Genomic DNA, 17,882 nt, shown 5'->3' with positions numbered 1-17,882 from the left:
GGAATGACTTGATTTGCCATTTGGAGATTATCCTCTATATCATACCCGGCCTGGCGACGCGATTTCGGCCTGTACGACAGGGCGCTGCAGGATTGTTACCGTCTGGTCACGCGCCACCCCGTTCAGCCAAAATAGCATGAAGCCGCTTGATGTGATGGAAAACGTGGTCCGCTTGCATTTGCACCACAAATCCAACAGGAACCCGCTCCATTCACCCTTCGGTGTACGCAATGTGACCGAACGCTCCCATACCTCCGGCGCACTCTCGAGCAGTTGCACCACATGCGCCCTTTCCGCCCTGAAGAGAGCGAGGGAAACATCCGGTGAGCGTTTGGCGTAGGCCCATCGCTCCGCCCATGTCTGCTGAGGCAGCGCCCAGTACCATTCCAGGGCAAACTCCCCGTCTTCATTTCCCATCGCCATCTTTATGCACAGCTTCCAGATGTCGTCTCCATCGACGATGAGGTGGACGATCTGGCGGATGGTCCAGCCGCCCTGGGAAGGCCTGGCGTCCAGGTCAGCCTCCGCCAGGAACACAGCTGCGATGAGCAGCCGGCCGGCGATCAGCCAGGGGGATCGGATCGGTTGCAGGCTGTGGTGTGGTCTACTTGTCGTCATTCTGTCTTTCGCTGTAAAAGATGCCCATGGGTGGATCATGCCGCCGGCAAAAACTCCAAAAAGCTGCCTTGCCGGCAGCATGGAAAACGGTTATCGGCTTTGCCCTACATGGTGCTCCGCCCGCTCTTTTATCCCTAACATACACTTCCGCATCATGATGATATCGCCAAAATCATAGAGCAGATAGTAGATGATCCAGGGAAAGGAAAAATCATATCGCGTCCTTAACCTGGTGAACAATCGTGTTTGACCCTCTTCCGGTTGCCGTAAATACCATCCCCACGTTCCATGGTCTTTTCTGTCCCACCTCGTCTTTCGTTGCGCCCCAGGTCAGAATTCCTGGCCGGTTGCCCTAAAAGTGTAGTGGAAAATTCGCAAGGCGTTTGCCAGGAATGGGATATGGCGGATCCATCGAACACGGGCTAGCCGCGGCTCGGGGTGGCTGAAGAGAGACCACTCGTCCAGCAGGATGATGCCCTCAGCCCAGTGTTCGAGCTCCTGGCCGCGTTTTACCGACCAGTGAGAACGGGCGCCGATCCTGGTGCGGCTGATACGCCGGTTGTCTCTGCGCACTACGCTCTGTTCGACGCCTAGACCAGGATCTATTTCTTGCCGTAGAGGAGGCCTACTTTGCCAAATATTTTTGGATGCCGTAACAGGAATGGCATCTCGATCAACTCTTTGATCGGTTTATACTCCAGCTGCGATAAATTGAAATGTTTTTTAAAGTCATCCGGACTCCCGTAGCGTTTCGTATCGTAAAAGTAATCAACAAAGGCGAACCTTCCGGCAGGCTTCAAAACCCGCAGCGCTTCCAGAACTACTTCACGTTTATCCTTAACGGATCGCACTTCATGAAAGGTCAGGTTGCTGACTACGGCATCGAACATGTCATCATCAAACTCCAGCTTTGCCGCGTCTCCCTTTTGAAAGCGGACGCGGTTTTTGACCTTGCCGATCAGCGCATTCCTTTCACATGCATTCTTGGAATACTCCCAATCCTTTCCCCAATAATCAATACCGGTAACCCGAGCTTCCGGATAGATCTGGGCAAGCTTTACGGCCAACACGCCGTTGCCAGCGCCAATATCGAGAATTTGGCCCGTAACTCCATCGCCAAGACTTTGAGTGATCAGCTGATAGACTTTGTCCTGGTATTTCCCGCCACGTTGCGAGAACATAATATAAGCATACAACGGGAACAGAAAGCTGACGGCGGCGAATATGAAGCCGCCAGTCATGAAGATACGATAGAGAAATCCAAAGGGCAGAAAGATGAGAGCGAAAAAAACAAGCGTGCATACGCCCAGGATAAAGAGAATCTTTTTGCGGATCCAGTTCCCATACTCTAATTGGTTTCTCATGATTTTCTCTCGAGTGAAAAGCCGCGTCTATCGACAGCGCCGAGAGCGCTCAGCGCGAGCCGGGTGCATGCCGTGATGAGACACGTCGATGAAACCCGGATGCCCCAGATTCCCCGGCTGTCGCTCCCAGCTCCGATGCCCATACGGCGAAAAGCTCATCGGAATCGCGATACAATAGCCCAATGTGATACAGCAGCGTCCAGCGTTCAGGTCCGATTCAGGTTCCATGCTCAAGCTTTGGCACCAGCGATGTTATGCCAGTCCTTTCAGAATTCTTCTGAACAGCACCGCCAAAGAAATCTTCGCGCCTGGCAGCGTCACCGGCCACAACGCGGCACCCCAAATCAAAGGATGATAGAAGGTTTGCAGAGCGATAAAGGGCATGATAAGGCCATTGGCGATGAGAAACCACCGAACCGTCTTGTGCAGCCCCGGCCCCGGGAATACGAATGCAGCAAAAAGTGTCGACATACTCATAAAGCTATATCCCAGTAGGTCGACTGAATAGGTGAAGGAGTTGAAAACATTGAACAGAAAAGGCCGGACGCTTTCGCTGACCGTGCCACGATAGAGGGCCGGGGCGACAAGGGTGAGTTGAACGAAATAGTTCATGCAAATCAGGGTGCCGTACATCGTCGCAAACATGAATCCCATCTGACTCCATATCTTCCTATCTGCAGGTGCCAGACGGTGGACACATCCCATCATGACGACGAAGGAGATCCCCAGAAACAGGGAGGGTACAAGGAGCACCACAAGGCCGTACCATGTACTGTCGTTTTCGGGGCCGCCGCCGCAAGGCATGTGCATGAGGGACCGCCGCCACTTTCGGTCCGCGGTCTCTGAGCGCAGGGGGGAGGATGGCGAAATAGCTCTTATCCAAGTAGCCCTGGTAGAGACCGGAGACCACATGATCTCCATACTTGTTCGCGAAATGCGTGCGCAACCGCATGATGTAGAAGAGAAGGGCTCCGTATGCCCGCTGGATGGATCCCTTCCCGAGCTGCCTCTGCAATTCTTTCAGATCTTCCGTCATCAAGCTCATACCTGATTCCATTCACATTGATTACGTATCCTAAGCAGGCTGTGTCTCATGCCCCCTGAGCGTGTTCATGCTTGACAGCGTGGCCGCAGTATTGTGGGGATTGACCGCTTCTACCGTTTTCAGATAAAGCTGATCCGCCAGTTTCGTCATTTCATAGCGCATCGCCAGGCGATCCAGCCAATGTTCGGGAATCCCGCTTTCGCCGTAGTAGGCGCCGGCAACCTGGCCGCATACGGCCGCTGTGGTATCCGCGTCGTCTCCAAGATTCGCCGCCGCCAAAATTGCATCTTTAAAAGTATCGGTATGCGCGAAAGCCCACAGCGCCGCTTCCAGACTCTCGCCGACATAGCCGGATCCTCGTATCTGTTCGTCCGGCTTTGTTCGATAAGACGCAAGAGCAATCGCCGAAATGCGCTCGCTCGAGAAGACCAGGCCGGCATCGCCTGAGAGCACTTCCTCCTTGGACTCTCCCAGGAGGGCGCGGCAAATGATCCTGGAGAAGAGCCGGCATGCGTCGATACACTCCCCGGCGCCATGCGTTGTGCGTGAACTCAGGATCGCAAATCGTTCGACCATATCAAGATGGGGAAAGAAACGCATCGCAACGGGGGCGAGCCTCATGATGCAGCCGTTGCCTGCGGTATGGGGATCGATGGATCCGGCATACGGATTACCATCGCGCTGATACCTTCGCAGTGCCGACGCGACGGTGTTGCCGATGTCGAAGCAATGCCCGGTACTGCTCAGGTAGCCTGTATCGGCCCAGCGGCAGTAACGGTCCATTTGATCCCGGGCATCGAACGCATCTTGCTCGATGAGACTGGTAGCCAGACAAAGCGCCATTGACGTGTCGTCCGTCCATTGACCAGGCGCAAGCCGGAACGGGCCTCCTCCGACCATATCGGTCAGAGGCTCGAAGGTTCCCCGGCTTTGAAACTCTACCGTTGTCCCAACGGCGTCACCCACCGCGAGTCCAAGCAGGCTTCCGTGAAATCTCTCCATCGTGTTCATCTCGTGCTCCACGATCTGACAGCTCAAAGGTGAATTTACGAACGTGCTCCTTGATAAAAGTCGACCTCGACAAAGGATGGGCGTTAAGGCCTTGTCATCCTATCCAATCGAAGGGTGTTGATGAGAATTCCTGTTTGAGCACTCCTTTTCTGGATGAATAGCCTTGCGCCATCGGCGGTATTTCGGGCTGATCTTGTTTCATTGTTCAGCTGATAATCCGATTCACCAGCGAATACCGCCTGAGAGGATCGTGACTTCCAGCATCATTCCCTGGTCTGGAGCTATGCCGTAGCCCAATTCCAGGGCAGAAGCATATCCGTAAGAGCCATTGAATCGTAATGGAGTCGCGCGCATTCCAATTGCCCATACCGGCGTCGCCGGACGGCGACCTGCTGCTGTGAGCACTTCTGTTCGCTGACCCCAAAGCAGATCAAAGGTTCCGAAAACGGCTGGCTGCCAGCAACCCTCGCGGTGTACACCCAACGCGAACCGGGTGGAAAATGCATTTCCGTTTGCCCAGAGGATATTGGCATCTGTTTGAGCCACAAGGTTTTTTCCATAGACCATTTGAACTCCGCCGCCAAAGCCCATCCCTGCCACGGTAACACAGCTTGAAGAATAATAGGCAGCTGTTTGATGCATGACCGGCGTTACTCTCAGTTGCGGTCCGGCATTGACCATCGCGCAAGAGAGGACAAGTGCGAGGGTTGATATTCTTATCATTTCTGCACCTCTGCGAAAATGGCGACAGCTGCTGCCAATGCTCGTGTATTGCTGGCGAGGAAGTCGGGATCAAGAGTTGCTGGTATATCGGTCGTTTTGTGATAATTCGGATTTCTAAAGTTTGCGGTGTCAGTGAGAAAAAGCGCCGGAATGCCGTTGTACCAGAGCAAACCGTGATCGCTGCGCATGAAGGCCATTGAAAGAAAATAACCGCCATCTCCGGGAGCAATGATGCCGACAAGTTTAGCCAGATCGAACGTATTGCCCATAGCGACCATACGCTGCGTCATGGTTGCTGAAGCTTCATTTCCGATAACGAGCAAAAAATCTCCTTTATCCGGAAGCTTGATGCCCATGATACTTTTCTGGCTGTTGGATTTATACGAGGCATAACCTATCATATCCATTACGATCGCTGCAACGACATCATGTCCATGGCCTGCTTCAAAATAACGCGTACTGCCTAAACAGCCGAATTCCTCCAAATCAAAAGCCATGAAGCGGATGGTTCGTGCGAAACTATGTTTGCGCACCGCTCGGGCTGTTTCAAGCGTGGCCGCTACGGCAGACGAATTGTCGTCCGCTCCGGTATAATAGGCATCCAGGTGACTGGCTACCAGGAGGACCTCATCGGGACGTGTTGTCCCAGGGTATTCAGCTGTGATATTATACGCGGTCTGGGGACCTTCGCCCAGAGCTATGGTGTCCGCCTTAAAGCCCATCGAAGTGAATGCCTCAGTGACCAGTTTGACAGCCGCATCCCGGTTCAAATCACAGGCGGGAAACAACTCCTCCTCTTTAAAGCCTTCACAATTCACATGTGTATCCATCATTCGCACTGCCGCCAGCTTCTCGATCCAGGGCATCAGGTTGGCAGTGACAACATCGTCGGCGACCTCGACCGCAACGCCGGCCCCGTTGATATCAGGCGCACTGGGTGAACAGCAGAGTATGAAAAATGGGACGATTGCTCCAATGTGTAAAAGTTTCATTTTATGTTCCTTGACAACCGATCCGAGTACTATTTCATCCACTTCGATAATACGGTCATAAAAAGAGTGGAGATTACCATGTTCTTCCCAGCGAGATCACTCCCAACTGAACCCGCGTCGTGCGCCCGGTATGCCCGAGATGGCTGCCGAACTGTATTCCCAATACATTCAACCGCCACCGCGCACTGATTTCAAAAGAGAGGGGCGCAGCGTATCCGGCACAATAAATATGGGAAATATTTCGTTCCATAGCCTGGCGCGTTTCGCGTAACAGTTTGGCGCCTTCATCAAAACGGGCGCTGCTGGTCAGGCCCACTTCACCACCGACCATGGGCCGCCAGGCGCCGAATTTTTGCACTGTCAGAATGCGCAGGAATCCTTCAGGATGAACGGGGCTCGAACCAAAACGCATGCCAGCTTGCCAGCTCAGTGCCTTGACGATTTGTCTCCTTACAGCGACTTCTAACCCATAACCCCCTTGCATGGAAAAAATGGATTGGTAAATCAGAAACGAGTAACCCGCTGACAACTCGATTTTTTTCTGATTTTCCAGATCACCTGAGGACACGGGGCTTGAAACAGCGAGAAGGAGGATTACAGATACCGGCAATTTCATGAGAACCTTCCTTCAGAGCAGGGCTTCCTGTTTATAACTTTTCCTTACATCCATCCTCAGCCAGGTTGCTCGAATGAATGGTCAATGCAAATTTTTAAGCAGGATAATTGAAGCCGCCAAAAAGCTGACACCCATGAGCGCCCACAAGGGAACCATCATCCAGGCGTTGGGGACGCCTGCTGCTGCCTGGAATGGCGCCGCAACGACCAGTACTGTGGTTATCAAGGTGCTCTGAATGAGCATGATGGCTGATACCACATATCCCCACGGACGTGATCGCCACAGCCAGATTCCTCCCAAAATATAAAGCGGGACGATCATCGAAAGATCATAGACCGCTACCATATTGGTGACGCCACCCGTGTCGCCGATGAGCTGGGGAAGTTCTCCGCTTGTGATATAGTGAAGGCTCTGCCCGATCCACATTACGCCGAGTACCGCAGCGTTCAGGAATAATACGGTTGCGATCGATTTGCGAGGCATATGGGCACAAAAGGACTCGCCTATTCGCCGGGCATCGATATTGAGCAAAACCGCCACGATCGCAAATGAAGAGAGGACAAAAAGTGCCACATAAACCAGAAAAAACCGATTAAAAGCCGATCCCAGAAAATACATATTGTTATAGAATGCATAATACATGGTTCCGGTCCAGATTAATTGCGCTCTGGCTGAACCTCGTTTGCCTAACATCAGCGCCGCTATCAGGACCGGTACGACGAGTACCAGGGTAATGAGGTCGGTGCCATAGTATATCGACACAACCCAGTTATTATCCCGATACAGCCCTTTAATGAACAATCCTCCCGCTGACTGTACGATCAGGGTCACGATGAGCAGGATAGAAAAGATAACCGCTGGATGAGAATTGGCAATCGATTCAAGGTTTTTGCTTTCGTTGTTTTTTGCCATGTTATTCTCCGCATGCCTTCCGGAAAAGGTGTTAAGCAGCGAATCACCATGCTTCAGCAGACACGGCCGGCACAGCCCCCTGGATGCCCTGAAACAGAAAAAGCGCCATCCAGCCCGGCTCGTGACTCGACTGCGCTTCTACTGCCATGCGATCCCTCCCCGGGAATTCTGTTTTATTGATGATACAAAATAAAACCATTCAAGGCAAGGGAAATGCAGGCACAGGAAGAGTTTTCTTTTTGGCAGGAGTCCTCTCCTGAAAGCTTATCCTTTCCTCCCCGGATGGATGGCACTGACAAAGTTCTGCTGCCGGCCGGCATGAGCGCCGGCACATTTTACAGCCTCTGCCACAACGCCTCCGCCTGTTCCCGCGCCCGGGCCTGGACCTCCCTTTCGTCGATGTCCAGCCGCAGCTGCCGGTGTTCCATGAGCACCTTGCCCGCGACTATAGTGGTATCCACCGGCGCCTCCGCGATGCCATAGATAAAATGGCCCAGTCCATTTTCCTCTCTCAGGGGGGTGGGCGGATCGTAGTCGATGAGGATGAGGTCAGCCGGGGCGCCTGCCGATAGCTCGCCCAATCGCAGGCCGAAGAGGTTGCCGGCGATTTTCGGATTGTTGACGAGCAGGGCGGAGGAGGCTGCCTGAAAGCCCACCGCGGCATCCCGGTGTAGGAGGTGCTGGCACCAGAGGGCGGTGCGCACCTCCGCCCCCATGCGGGTGGTCATGGCGTCGGTACCCAATCCCGTCAACACCCCTTTCTCGTGGAGGGTGGTGAGATCGGCGATGCCCACCGCATTGTTGAGATTGGACTGGGGATTGTGGACCAGCGCGGCGCCGGTATCGGCCAGTAACTCCATCTCCCGCTCATCGAGGTGGACGCCATGCGCGGCGATCGATCCGGGTCCGAGGAGGCCATGGCTGTGCAGCCGCTCGACCACGCGCTGTCCGTACTGGCGCAGGGTATATTCCTGATCCAAAGCGGCCTCTGCGGCGTGGATATGAAAGCCGCAGTCGAGATCATGGCCGAGGGCAGCCGCAGCCGCCAAAGTCTTGTCGCTGAGGGTGAAGGAGGCGTGCAGCCCGAACATCGCCACGATGCGCGGATCGCGGCGCTCCCGGCAGGCGCGGATGAAGGCGGCGTTTTCCTCCAGCCCTGCTCGAGCCGCTGCGGCGCCGTCGCGGTCGGAGACTTCATAACAGAGGCAGCCGCGCAGGCCGCACTCCGCAAAGGCGCGGGCAACGGCCTCGAGCGAACCACGGATCGCGCAGGGGCTGGCGTGATGATCGATCAGGGTTGTGGTGCCGCTGCGGATCGACTCCATCAGGGCGGAGAGGGCGCTCCAGTAGCAGTCCTCGAGGGTGAGGGCCTTGTCGAGCCGCCACCAGAGATTCTTCAGGACCGCCTCGAACGACTCCGCCGACACGGTCTTGGTCAACCCGCGCGCGAAGGTGCTGTAGCAGTGGGTATGGGCGTTAATAAAGCCGGGCATGAGGATCCGGCCGGCCGCGTCAATGATCCGAACGCCGGGCGGGCTGCCGGGAGCGACAGCCCGCTCCGGGCCATTGGAACTTGCGGCGTGGAGGTCAGCGGAGGGTGCGACGGCCTTGATCGCTCCCGCTTCGATGAGGAGGGCGTGATTGTGCAGTACCCTGAAGGGGGCACCGGGAACGATGATTGTAGCGTGGTCGATGAGCAGGGGGGGTTCCACTCTGCCTCCTTATTTTTCCTGGAATGCGGCCGCCTCCGCCGCGGTGCGCTCCCGCATGGAGATGGCCCCGGCGAAGCACTTTTGCGCGCAGAGCGAGCAGCCGATGCAACGCGCGGCATCGAAGCGCGGCACCCGTTTACGGTCCAGAACGATCGCCTGATAGGGGCAGCGCGTACAGTTGCCGCAGTGCTCGCAGAGAACGGCATCAACCTGTGGGATCATCTTGTGGCTGCTCAGGGCCTCGAAGGGGGTGATGGGATCGGGCAGGGCGGAACCAATCAACTCCGCCACCGAGCGGAATCCGCGCGCCTGCAGGAGGAAGCTGAGCCCGGAATGGAGTTCGTCGACGATGCCATAGCCGTACTTCATCACGATGGTGCAGAATTGCACGCTGCGGGCGCCGAGGGCGAGAAAGTCGGCCGCTGCCTTGTAGTTCATCGGACCGCCGTTGCCCGAGACCGCTAGGCCCATGCCGGCGACACGGGCGAGGGTGTAATTGCTGATCGGCAGCACGCCCTCCCCGGAGAGGCCGATGACGACGCCTTCCTCCCAGCACCGGCCGGGGGCTTTGCGGAAGGCCATAGCCGGAAAACTGTTGGCCAGGGTGATCCCCGCCTTTTTGCCGGGATGGCGGCTGAACACCGCCGCGATGGCGGCTGCGATCGGGCCGATGGCGGTGACAGCGGCGGTGAGTTTGAAGAGCTTGGGGATCTCCGCCGAGCCTCTTTCCAGAACCCAGTCGATGATCCTGGCGGTCAGCTCTGCGTCCTGCGAGACCACGTCGCCTTTGGTGCCGTCGCCGCCCTGGGGGCAGGATAGGCTGTATTCGATGCCCATCGCCCCGGCCGCCTCGAGCTTGCGGGTGTTGGACTGCCAAACCGCCCGGTCGGCGTCGTCTTCGCCGGTAACCGGTCCCCCGGTCGAGGCCAGGGTGAGGCGGTCGGGGAATTCCCGGACGAGAGCTTCGACCTCTCGGCAAACCTGGTCGAGGGGATGGCCGGAGACGTTGTCGCAGTTGCCATAGGTCGAAGGCCCGAGCACGAACATGTAGCTGCCGGGGATGTGGACGGGAACGTTGTCGAAGGCGGTCTTGACCACCGCGCCAGACCAGCCCTTTTCATAGGCGGTGCGCAACTGCAGCAGGCCGTCGGTGTGCGGGGCCGCGGAGAGGAGGAAAGGGGAGAGGAGAGGGCGGCCGAAAAAGTCGTAGTCGAGCGCCACCGGACGCAGGTTCCGGCCGGTCAGGATGGCATGCGACTTGGCTGGAGATGGTACCAGGCTCCGGCCGGTCTGGATGGCATGGCTCTTGGCCAGCTTTTTGAGCGCGCCAGGCTTTCCGCTGCGGATAAAGGCGTCGGCGGCGAGGGCGGCGTTCTTGCCCGAGGCCACCGACTCGACCACGGTCGAGGAGCCCAGGACGAGATCACCGGCGTAAAAGAGGCCGGGGATTTCGCGCGCCGGCGCCGCGCTGCGGCTGCCGATCGCAGCGATGACCCGATCGAAGCGGCGGAAGTGTGGGGGCTCCTGCGGATCGGGGACGAAATGGCGCGGCTCAGGAGAAGCACCGGCGGGGAGCATCAGTTTTTCAATGCGCAGGCCGGCAATCCGGGATTCCTGCCGCATTCCAGCTTTACCGGCTTGCGGCCCGGCGCCATTGCCGGCGGCGGGTACCACCTCCACGACGCGCGCGCAGGTGGTGAGTTCGATCCCCTCGCGCAGGATCAGCTCCCGCTCATAGGCGGTGAGAGGCATGTTCTCGGCCTTGCGTCGGTAGATGAGCTCGACGTGGCCGGCGCCGCGGCGGCGGGCGGTGACGGCGGCATCGACGGCCACGGCCCCCCCGCCGATCACCGCCACCCGCTCGCCCTGCAGGCGGGTACGGCTCTCGAGAAAGGACGGCCAGCTGAGGGCGGCCTCTCCACCCGGGACCTCGAGCGGGACCGGGCGCTCGAGCCCGGTGCAGACGATCACGACGGCGCAGGGGCCGAGGAGCGCGGCCGGATCGTCGATCCGTTTGCGGCGCAACGTGATCCTGCCCAGCGAGAGCATAAAATCGATATCCGCCTGCAGGACCTTATGGTCGAGGCGGAAGCCAGGTATCAGCCGCGCCATCCCTCCGGGTTTTCGCCCCTGTTCGTAGAGATCGACGGCATAGCCCAACTGCGCCAGCACCGCCGCCGCCCCGATCCCCGCCGGTCCGGCGCCGATGATCGCGACGGTTTTGCCGGCGGCCGGGGCCTGGGAAAAGGGCGGCAGGCCGGCCTGATGGGCCTTGTGGATCAAGGTCGCCTGCACGGCCGGGATCTCGATCGGAGTCGAAAAACCGGCGTGCACACAGGCCGCCATGCAAAAGCTGTCCGGGCAGACCAGGCCACAGACCCCGCCGAGGGGATTGGCCCCGAGGATCAGGGCGGCGGCGCGACGGTAATCGGCGGGTTCGCCGCTGCGCGCCGCCATGATGAAATCGGCCGGCGAGCAGTGCGCTGGGCAGGCCTCCCGGCAGGGTTTCTCCTCGCAGTATTCGCAGCGGTTCAACTCAGCCCTGAGTTGGGCATCGCTCAGTAGTCCTTCGTGTCTCACGCTATCGCTCCCGTGCGTCGCCCGGACGCAGAATTCGTCTCTATGGCGCGGGCACCCCGGTTCAGGACGCCCAGGCCCCGGGCATCCTACCTCCGAGCATTCCGGTTCCAGCCGTTCCGGCTCCGGGCATCTCACCTCCGGGCGTCCCGCCTCCGGCCGTCACGAACCCCTACCCCTGCCTCTAGACCTGGCTGCCTGCGCTGTTCCGTGATGATCAACCGAATCGGATCAAATATAGCTTTTTATGGCGTGGCGAGCAAGCCCTTTATCGCTCCACAGGGCTGCGGTTTGTACCGGACCGGCTCCCGGCTGCCCCGCAAGAATCGCTTGATTTTGGAGCGCCGAATGGGTATTTTTAAACTTATGATGCATAGGCTAATCACTGATGGCAGGCAGGCAGGGAAGAGGAGAAAAGCCATTCCTGGCCGGCTGCACTGCGGACCGCTTTGGATATTCCCCGACCGGGAGGCAGCATGGTAACTTCCCTTCCCCTTCGCCCCTTCGGAAGCACCGGTATCATGGTCACTCCGCTTGGACTCTCGGCTTCTTACCGGCCGGGCAAGCATGCGGTGCACACCGCCGCCGAGGAGGGCATCAATCTCTTTTTCGCTTTCGGCATCGATACCCAGATGACCGCCGGGCTGCGCGAGATCCTGCCCGCGCAGCGCGAGCAGCTGGTCCTCGCCACCGGGGCCTACAACTATATCTGGTGGGCCCAGGATGTGCGCAAAACCTTCGAGAAGCGGCTGCGTCAGTTCGACACCGATTATATCGACATCTTTCTGTTTCTGGGCGTGATGAAGCCGGCTGAATTTTCGCAAAAGGTGCGTGATGAGCTGCTCAAGTTGAAGGAGGAGGGCAAGGTGCGCGCGATCGGCCTCTCCTGCCACAACCGCCGCTTTTTGGGCGAGCTGGCGGAGAGCGGCGAGATGAATGCCCTGATGCTGCGCTACAACGCCGCCCATCGCGGCGCTGAGCAGGATATCTTTCCGCACCTTGCGGCCCATGATCCCGGTGTGATCTGCTACACCGCCACCCGCTGGAGCTACCTGGTGCGCCGCCCCAAATCGCTGCCTAAAGACGCGCGCGTGCCAACCGCCGGCGAATGCTACCGTTTTGTGCTCACCAATCCCCACGTTCACACTGTGCTGACGGCCCCGCGCAACGAGCGCGAGCTGCGCGAGAACATCGCCGCTGTGCGCCAGGGCCCACTGGGCGAGGAGGATATGGCCTTCATGCGCGGTTTCGGCGATGTCGTCCACAGCCGTAAAAAGTGGTTCATGTAAGCGGATAGGACCTCCACCGCAGATCCGTTGTTCTGTTCCCTTTTTCCCGGAGGCAAGATGCGAGGAACCGTTTTTCTCGTGACCGGCATGATCGCAATTCTTGGCGCCGCCGCACAGGAATCCCAGGGCCTTCGTCCGGTGCGGGATGAGATCGGTTTTTGCTGGGATGCCGCCCAGATGGCGCGGCTCGACGCCTTTCTGGCTATGGAGGCGGGAGGGACTCTGGACGGGAGCGCCCGATCCCCACAGCCCCTTTACGCCGCCATCTCGCCGCACGACGACTATCTTTACGCCGGCCGGACCTATTACCCCCTCTTCAGCAGGCTGCGCTGCCGCGAGGCGCTGATCATCGGTCTCACCCACGGCACGGTACGCAAGGAGATCGGCGACCCCGAGGGGGTGCTGATCCTGGAGAACCACCGCGCCTGGCGCGGCCTGAGCGGCAGCGAAGTGGCGATTTCGTCGCTGCGCGAGCATCTCAAAAGCGCCCTGGCGGAATCGGCGCTGCTGGTCAGCGACCGGGCGCATCAGCTCGAACACTCCATCGAAGCCCTGGTGCCGTGGCTGCAGCATTATAATCCGGGTGTCCAAATCACCCCGGTCATGGTCACCGCTATGCCGGAGGCGCGGATGGACTCGGTGGCAGCGGTGCTGGCCGGTGCGGTCGCCGCCTACCTGAGGCAGGAAAACTTGCAATGGGGCCGCGACTTTATCGTGTTGATCTCCTCGGACGCCAACCACTACGGCGTTGATTTCAACAACACCCCCTTCGGGATCGACTCGAGCGCCCATGCGCGTGCTATCGCCCAGGATCAGCGCCTGGTCGATACCTGGCTGACCGGCACTCTGCAGCCTGAAAAGATCGGCGGCCTCATCGGTGAGATCACCGCCAGCGACTATCATCAATCCAGAAATGTTCTCTGGTGCGGCCGCTACTCGATCCCCTTCGGCTTGAAGGTCGTCGCGCAGCTGGCGATGCAGACGGGACGACCGCCGCTGCAGGGCCGGCTGCTGCGCTATGACGATACCTGGAGCGGCGGCGTGCTGCCCCTGACGCAGACCGGCATGGGGCTGACCGCCCCCTTTTCCCTGCAGCACTGGGTGGGCTTCTTTTCGGTGGGGTATTACTAGACCATGACGGTTCCCGGGTATGCGGACGAGATCCGCTGGGGCATCGTCGGCTGCGGGGATGTGACCGAGGTCAAGAGCGGCCCGGCGTTACAGCAGGTTCCCCACTCGCAGTTGGTGGCGGTGATGCGCCGTGATGCCGCGCGCGCCGCCGACTATGCCCGGCGCCATCAGGTGCCGCGCTGGTATGCCGATGCGGACCAGCTGATCGGCGATCCCGAGGTCAACGCGGTCTATGTCGCCACGCCACCGGCCGGCCACGCGGAGTACGCCATCCGCGCCCTGCGTGCCGGCAAGGCGGTCTATGTCGAAAAGCCCATGGCCCGCACCTATGCCGAATGTTGCGAGATGCTGCGCGTGCAGCAAAAGACCGGAGTGCCGCTCTTTGTCGCCTATTACCGCCGCGCCCTGCCGGGATTCCGGCAGGTAAAGGAACTGGTTGAAACGGGCGCCATCGGATTGGTGCGGTTGGTGCAAGTGCGCTTTCTCCGGCCGCTCGACGATGTCAGCGGCGGCCTCCCCTGGCGGCTGCGGCCGGAGATCAGCGGCGGCGGCCTCTTTTTCGACCTTGCCAGTCACACCCTCGATTATCTCGATTTTCTTCTCGGCCCGATCGGCTCGATCCGGACCAACGCCTGCAATCTGGGCGGCGCCTATGCGGCTGAGGATACGGTCCTAGCGAGCTGGCGCCATGCTGGCGGGACTGCGGGCTGCGGCAGCTGGTGCTATGCCGCACCGCAGGGCCACGCCCGCGACGAGATCGAGATCATCGGCAGCGAGGGTCTCATCCGCCTCTCCACCTTCGAATTCGTACCGGTCATTCTGGAGAACCACTATGGCCGGCAGGAGTATCCTCACCCCAAGCCGCAGCACGTCCAGTACCCTCTGATCGCAAATCTCGTCGCCGCCCTGCGCGGCGAAACAGAGCCCCTCTCCACCGGCGTGAGCGCGGCGCGCACCAGCTGGGTGATGGAGCAAATGGTTGCACGATAATATTCATCAGCGAAGGAACAGACCGATTCATGGCCAAAACGCTTGTCATCGTCGAATCGCCGGCCAAGGCGAAAACCATCAACAAATATATCGGGAGCGACTATATCGTCAAATCCTCGGTCGGCCATATCCGCGACCTGCCGACCAGCGCCGCCCAGGCCGGCGCAGCGGCCAAAGAGGAGGGCGGGGCGAAGCTCTCGGCCGAGGTGCGCAAGCAGCGCAACCTGGTGCGGGTGATGGGCATCGATCCCGAGAACGGCTGGAAAGCCCATTATGTCATCCTGCCGGGCAAGACCAAAGTGCTGCGCGAACTCAGGCAGGCCGCCGCGGCCGCCGATGCCATATTTCTGGCCACCGACCTCGACCGCGAGGGCGAGGCGATCGCCTGGCACCTGCGGGAATCCATCGGCGGCGATCCCGCCCGCTACCGCCGTGTCACCTTCAGCGAGATCACCAAATCGGCCCTGCAAAAGGCCTTCAGCACGCCCGGCGAGATCAACATGGATCGCGTCAACGCCCAGCAGGCGCGTCGCTTTCTCGACCGCGTGGTCGGCTATATGGTCTCGCCGCTGTTGTGGCAAAAGATCGCCCGCGGTCTCTCGGCCGGACGGGTGCAGTCGGTGGCGGTACGCCTTATCGTCGAGCGCGAGCGCGAGATCCGCGCCTTTGTGCCGGAGGAATACTGGGAACTCTGGGCTGACCTCCTCGGCAAGAACCCGGTGCGCGCCCAGGTGGTCAAGCACCAGGGCAGGACTTTCAAACCGGTGAACAAAATCCAGACTGATGCCGCCATGGCCGAACTGGAGAAGGCGGTCTATACCATCACCGAGCGCAAGGATGCCCCGACGGTCTCACGGCCCTATCCCCCCTTCATCACCACGACCCTGCAGCAGGCGGCGAGCGTCCGCCTCGGCTTCGGGGTGAAAAAGACCATGCTCCTCGCGCAGCGCCTCTATGAGGCCGGACACATCACCTACATGCGCACCGACTCCTTCCATCTGGCGCCCGAGGCGATCGGCGCGGTCCGCCATTTCATCGCAAAGGAGTTCGGCGCCGCCTATCTGCCCGAAAAGCCCAACTACTTCGCCAGCAAGGCGGGCGCCCAGGAGGCCCATGAGGCGATCCGCCCTACGCGCACCGAGGCCGAGCCGGGCGCCATCCCCGGACTCGAGCGCGATGCCGAGCGACTCTATGACCTGATCTGGCGCCAGTTCATCGCCTGCCAGATGAAACCGGCCGAGTTTGACACCACCGCTATCACCATCCAGGCGGGCGACTATGAGTTGCGCGCCCGCGGCCGGGTGATGCGCTTCGACGGCTGGATGCGGGTGCTGCCTCCGGCCAAAAAGGAGGACGAGACCGAAATGCCCGACCTGCGGGTGGGCGATGTGCTCATGCTGAAAAAACTCGATCCGACCCAGCACTTCACCAAACCACCCGCCCGCTACAGCGAGGCCAGCCTGGTGCGCGAACTCGAGAAGCGCGGCATCGGCCGCCCCTCCACCTACGCCTCGATCATCACCACCATCCAGGAGCGCGGCTACGTCAAGCTCGTCAGCCGGCGTTTCTATGCCCTGAAGATCGGCGATATCGTCACCGACCGCCTCGTCGAGAGCTTTGATGACCTGATGGATTATGGCTTTACAGCGGCGATGGAGGAAAAACTCGACGCCATCGCCACCGGCGAGGCGGAGTGGAAGCAGACCCTCGACGCCTTCTATGCCGGATTCAAACAGCAGCTCGGCGCCGCCGGCGAGAAGATGCGCCGCAACGAGCCGGTGCCGACCGATATCCCCTGCGCTGCGTGCGGCCGGCCGATGGTGATCCGGACCGCCGGGACCGGCGTCTTCCTCAGCTGCTCCGGTTACGAGCTGCCGCCTAAGGAGCGCTGCAAGAGTACGATCAACCTCGTTCCAGGCGACGAAGCCGCTGCGGTCAAGCCGGCCCGGGAGTCCCTGGAAGGGGAGGAGGAGGGCAACGCGGAGGAACTGCTCGCACGGCGCCGCTGCGACCAGTGCGGCGCGGCGATGGACAGCTATTTCATCGACGCCCGTCGCAAGTTGCACGTCTGCGGCAACAGTCCCGACTGCAGCGGCTGGGTGATCGAGGAGGGGGTCTTCAAGCTCAAGGGGTACGACGGCCCGACCCTGGTCTGCGACAAGTGTGGGGCGGAGATGCAACTCAAGACCGGACGCTTCGGCAAATACTTCGGCTGCAGCCGCTATCCCGAGTGCAAGAACACCCGCAAGCTGCTGCGCGGGGGGCAGGCGGCCCCGCCCAAGTCCGATCCCGTGCCCATGCCCGAACTGAAGTGCAAAAAATCCGATGCCTATTTCCTGCTTCGCGACGGCGCTGCCGGGCTGTTTCTCGCCGCCCATACCTTTCCGCGCTCGCGCGAGACCGCCTCGCCTCGGGTGGCCGATCTGGCGCGCCACCGCGCCGAACTCGATCCCAAATTCCACTACCTTGCCGACGCGCCGCAGAGCGACCCGGGCGGCAATACCTTTGAGATTCGTTGGAAGCGCAAGGAGGCCAGGCAGTATCTGGTCGGCGTCGATGCGGCGGGCGAGCCTTCGGGGTGGGTAGCCTACTATGAGGAGGGGCAGTGGCAGAGCAAGCGGGAAAAGATCAGCGCGCCGCGGCGACGCTGAGGGAACAGGTCAGACCGCCCATGGGTGCGGATTCGGGCCCACTCTCAACGCCAGTGCTGAAACTTGCATGACGCTGGTAAGGCCCGGCAACACCATTGCTGAAATTGTTGCATGTATCCTTCAAATGTGTGCCTGCATTCACTGTGAATTCCCATCGGATCCTTGCAACCCTCCGAGCTCTTTCCGTCATGCCTTGTTAATTGGTTCTAGTCAGTATCGTGCGAGTGAAGCAAGCTTGCCCGCCACCAAAC

14 protein-coding genes are annotated in these 17,882 nt (G+C 59.8%); 4 read left to right on the top strand and 10 right to left on the bottom strand.

Annotation, left to right across the window (positions count from 1 at the left end; all coding sequences use genetic code 11):
- Window positions 1-39: 39 nt before the first annotated feature.
- The 10 genes from PLH32_16150 to PLH32_16105 form a co-directional block, all read right to left on the bottom strand.
- Window positions 40-618 (bottom strand): DinB family protein, encoded by a 579-nt coding sequence (locus PLH32_16150; GenBank protein ID HQJ66140.1) that lies wholly within the window; start codon window positions 616-618, stop codon window positions 40-42.
- 602 nt (window positions 619-1,220) lie between these two features.
- Window positions 1,221-1,982: a class I SAM-dependent methyltransferase gene (locus PLH32_16145; GenBank protein ID HQJ66139.1), complete on the bottom strand. Its 762-nt coding sequence runs from the start codon at window positions 1,980-1,982 to the stop codon at window positions 1,221-1,223.
- Window positions 1,983-2,234: 252 nt separating this feature from the next.
- On the bottom strand, window positions 2,235-2,792 hold the full coding sequence (locus tag PLH32_16140; protein HQJ66138.1) for a hypothetical protein: 558 nt from the start codon (window positions 2,790-2,792) through the stop codon (window positions 2,235-2,237).
- A gap of 265 nt (window positions 2,793-3,057) precedes the next feature.
- Window positions 3,058-4,038, bottom strand: coding sequence for an ADP-ribosylglycohydrolase family protein (locus tag PLH32_16135; protein ID HQJ66137.1), 981 nt, complete (start codon window positions 4,036-4,038; stop codon window positions 3,058-3,060).
- Between the two features lie 222 nt (window positions 4,039-4,260).
- Window positions 4,261-4,761 carry a hypothetical protein gene (locus PLH32_16130; GenBank protein ID HQJ66136.1) on the bottom strand — a complete coding sequence of 167 codons (501 nt, stop codon included), beginning with the start codon at window positions 4,759-4,761 and terminating at the stop codon, window positions 4,261-4,263.
- The gene (locus PLH32_16125; GenBank protein HQJ66135.1) at window positions 4,758-5,753 is read right to left on the bottom strand and encodes a M28 family peptidase; all 996 of its coding nucleotides are present in this window, start codon (window positions 5,751-5,753) and stop codon (window positions 4,758-4,760) included. Before PLH32_16125 ends, PLH32_16130 begins: the two co-directional genes overlap by 4 nt.
- Before the next feature lie 73 nt (window positions 5,754-5,826).
- On the bottom strand, window positions 5,827-6,369 hold the full coding sequence (locus PLH32_16120) for a hypothetical protein (GenBank protein HQJ66134.1): 543 nt from the start codon (window positions 6,367-6,369) through the stop codon (window positions 5,827-5,829).
- 81 nt (window positions 6,370-6,450) lie between these two features.
- Complete coding sequence (locus tag PLH32_16115) at window positions 6,451-7,281, bottom strand: hypothetical protein (GenBank protein HQJ66133.1); 831 nt, start codon at window positions 7,279-7,281, stop codon at window positions 6,451-6,453.
- A 335-nt stretch (window positions 7,282-7,616) separates the two neighbouring features.
- Entirely contained in the window at window positions 7,617-8,993 is a 1,377-nt protein-coding gene (gene ssnA / locus PLH32_16110; protein HQJ66132.1) for a putative aminohydrolase SsnA, read from the bottom strand.
- Window positions 8,994-9,002: 9 nt separating this feature from the next.
- Window positions 9,003-11,573: an FAD-dependent oxidoreductase gene (locus PLH32_16105; protein HQJ66131.1), complete on the bottom strand. Its 2,571-nt coding sequence runs from the start codon at window positions 11,571-11,573 to the stop codon at window positions 9,003-9,005.
- Window positions 11,574-12,046: 473 nt separating this feature from the next.
- On the opposite strand from PLH32_16105, the gene PLH32_16100 reads away from it, so the two are divergent.
- Genes PLH32_16100 through topA form a run of 4 tightly spaced genes read left to right on the top strand, consistent with a single transcriptional unit; the run spans window position 12,047 to window position 17,631 of the window.
- Complete coding sequence (locus PLH32_16100; protein HQJ66130.1) at window positions 12,047-12,859, top strand: aldo/keto reductase; 813 nt, start codon at window positions 12,047-12,049, stop codon at window positions 12,857-12,859.
- A 57-nt stretch (window positions 12,860-12,916) separates the two neighbouring features.
- Window positions 12,917-13,990 carry an AmmeMemoRadiSam system protein B gene (amrB, locus tag PLH32_16095; protein ID HQJ66129.1) on the top strand — a complete coding sequence of 358 codons (1,074 nt, stop codon included), beginning with the start codon at window positions 12,917-12,919 and terminating at the stop codon, window positions 13,988-13,990.
- Window positions 13,991-13,993: 3 nt separating this feature from the next.
- Window positions 13,994-14,980 (top strand): Gfo/Idh/MocA family oxidoreductase, encoded by a 987-nt coding sequence (locus tag PLH32_16090; protein ID HQJ66128.1) that lies wholly within the window; start codon window positions 13,994-13,996, stop codon window positions 14,978-14,980.
- Window positions 14,981-15,009: 29 nt separating this feature from the next.
- A complete protein-coding gene (topA, locus tag PLH32_16085; protein ID HQJ66127.1) occupies window positions 15,010-17,631 on the top strand; it encodes a type I DNA topoisomerase in 2,622 nt (873 codons plus the stop codon).
- The last annotated feature ends 251 nt before the right edge of the window (window positions 17,632-17,882 follow it).

This window comes from bacterium (assembly GCA_035419245.1).
In the GTDB taxonomy this organism is placed as follows: domain Bacteria; phylum Zhuqueibacterota; class Zhuqueibacteria; order Residuimicrobiales; family Residuimicrobiaceae; genus JAKPUX01.
Note: the sequence above shows the minus strand (reverse complement) of the source record. Positions and strands in the feature narration are given on the sequence as shown.

Excerpts from the sequence above, each read along its gene's own strand:
- PLH32_16130 (HQJ66136.1), bottom strand. The coding sequence starts at position 4,761 with ATGATAAGAATATCAACCCTCGCACTTGTCCTCTCTTGCGCGATGGTC.
- PLH32_16150 (HQJ66140.1), bottom strand. The coding sequence starts at position 618 with ATGACGACAAGTAGACCACACCACAGCCTGCAACCGATCCGATCCCCC.
- PLH32_16145 (HQJ66139.1), bottom strand. The coding sequence starts at position 1,982 with ATGAGAAACCAATTAGAGTATGGGAACTGGATCCGCAAAAAGATTCTC.
- PLH32_16125 (HQJ66135.1), bottom strand. The coding sequence starts at position 5,753 with ATGAAACTTTTACACATTGGAGCAATCGTCCCATTTTTCATACTCTGC.
- PLH32_16135 (HQJ66137.1), bottom strand. The coding sequence starts at position 4,038 with ATGAACACGATGGAGAGATTTCACGGAAGCCTGCTTGGACTCGCGGTG.
- PLH32_16090 (HQJ66128.1), top strand. The coding sequence starts at position 13,994 with ATGACGGTTCCCGGGTATGCGGACGAGATCCGCTGGGGCATCGTCGGC.
- PLH32_16115 (HQJ66133.1), bottom strand. The coding sequence starts at position 7,281 with ATGGCAAAAAACAACGAAAGCAAAAACCTTGAATCGATTGCCAATTCT.
- PLH32_16120 (HQJ66134.1), bottom strand. The coding sequence starts at position 6,369 with ATGAAATTGCCGGTATCTGTAATCCTCCTTCTCGCTGTTTCAAGCCCC.
- topA (HQJ66127.1), top strand. The coding sequence starts at position 15,010 with ATGGCCAAAACGCTTGTCATCGTCGAATCGCCGGCCAAGGCGAAAACC.
- PLH32_16140 (HQJ66138.1), bottom strand. The coding sequence starts at position 2,792 with ATGCACATGCCTTGCGGCGGCGGCCCCGAAAACGACAGTACATGGTAC.
- amrB (HQJ66129.1), top strand. The coding sequence starts at position 12,917 with ATGCGAGGAACCGTTTTTCTCGTGACCGGCATGATCGCAATTCTTGGC.
- PLH32_16100 (HQJ66130.1), top strand. The coding sequence starts at position 12,047 with ATGGTAACTTCCCTTCCCCTTCGCCCCTTCGGAAGCACCGGTATCATG.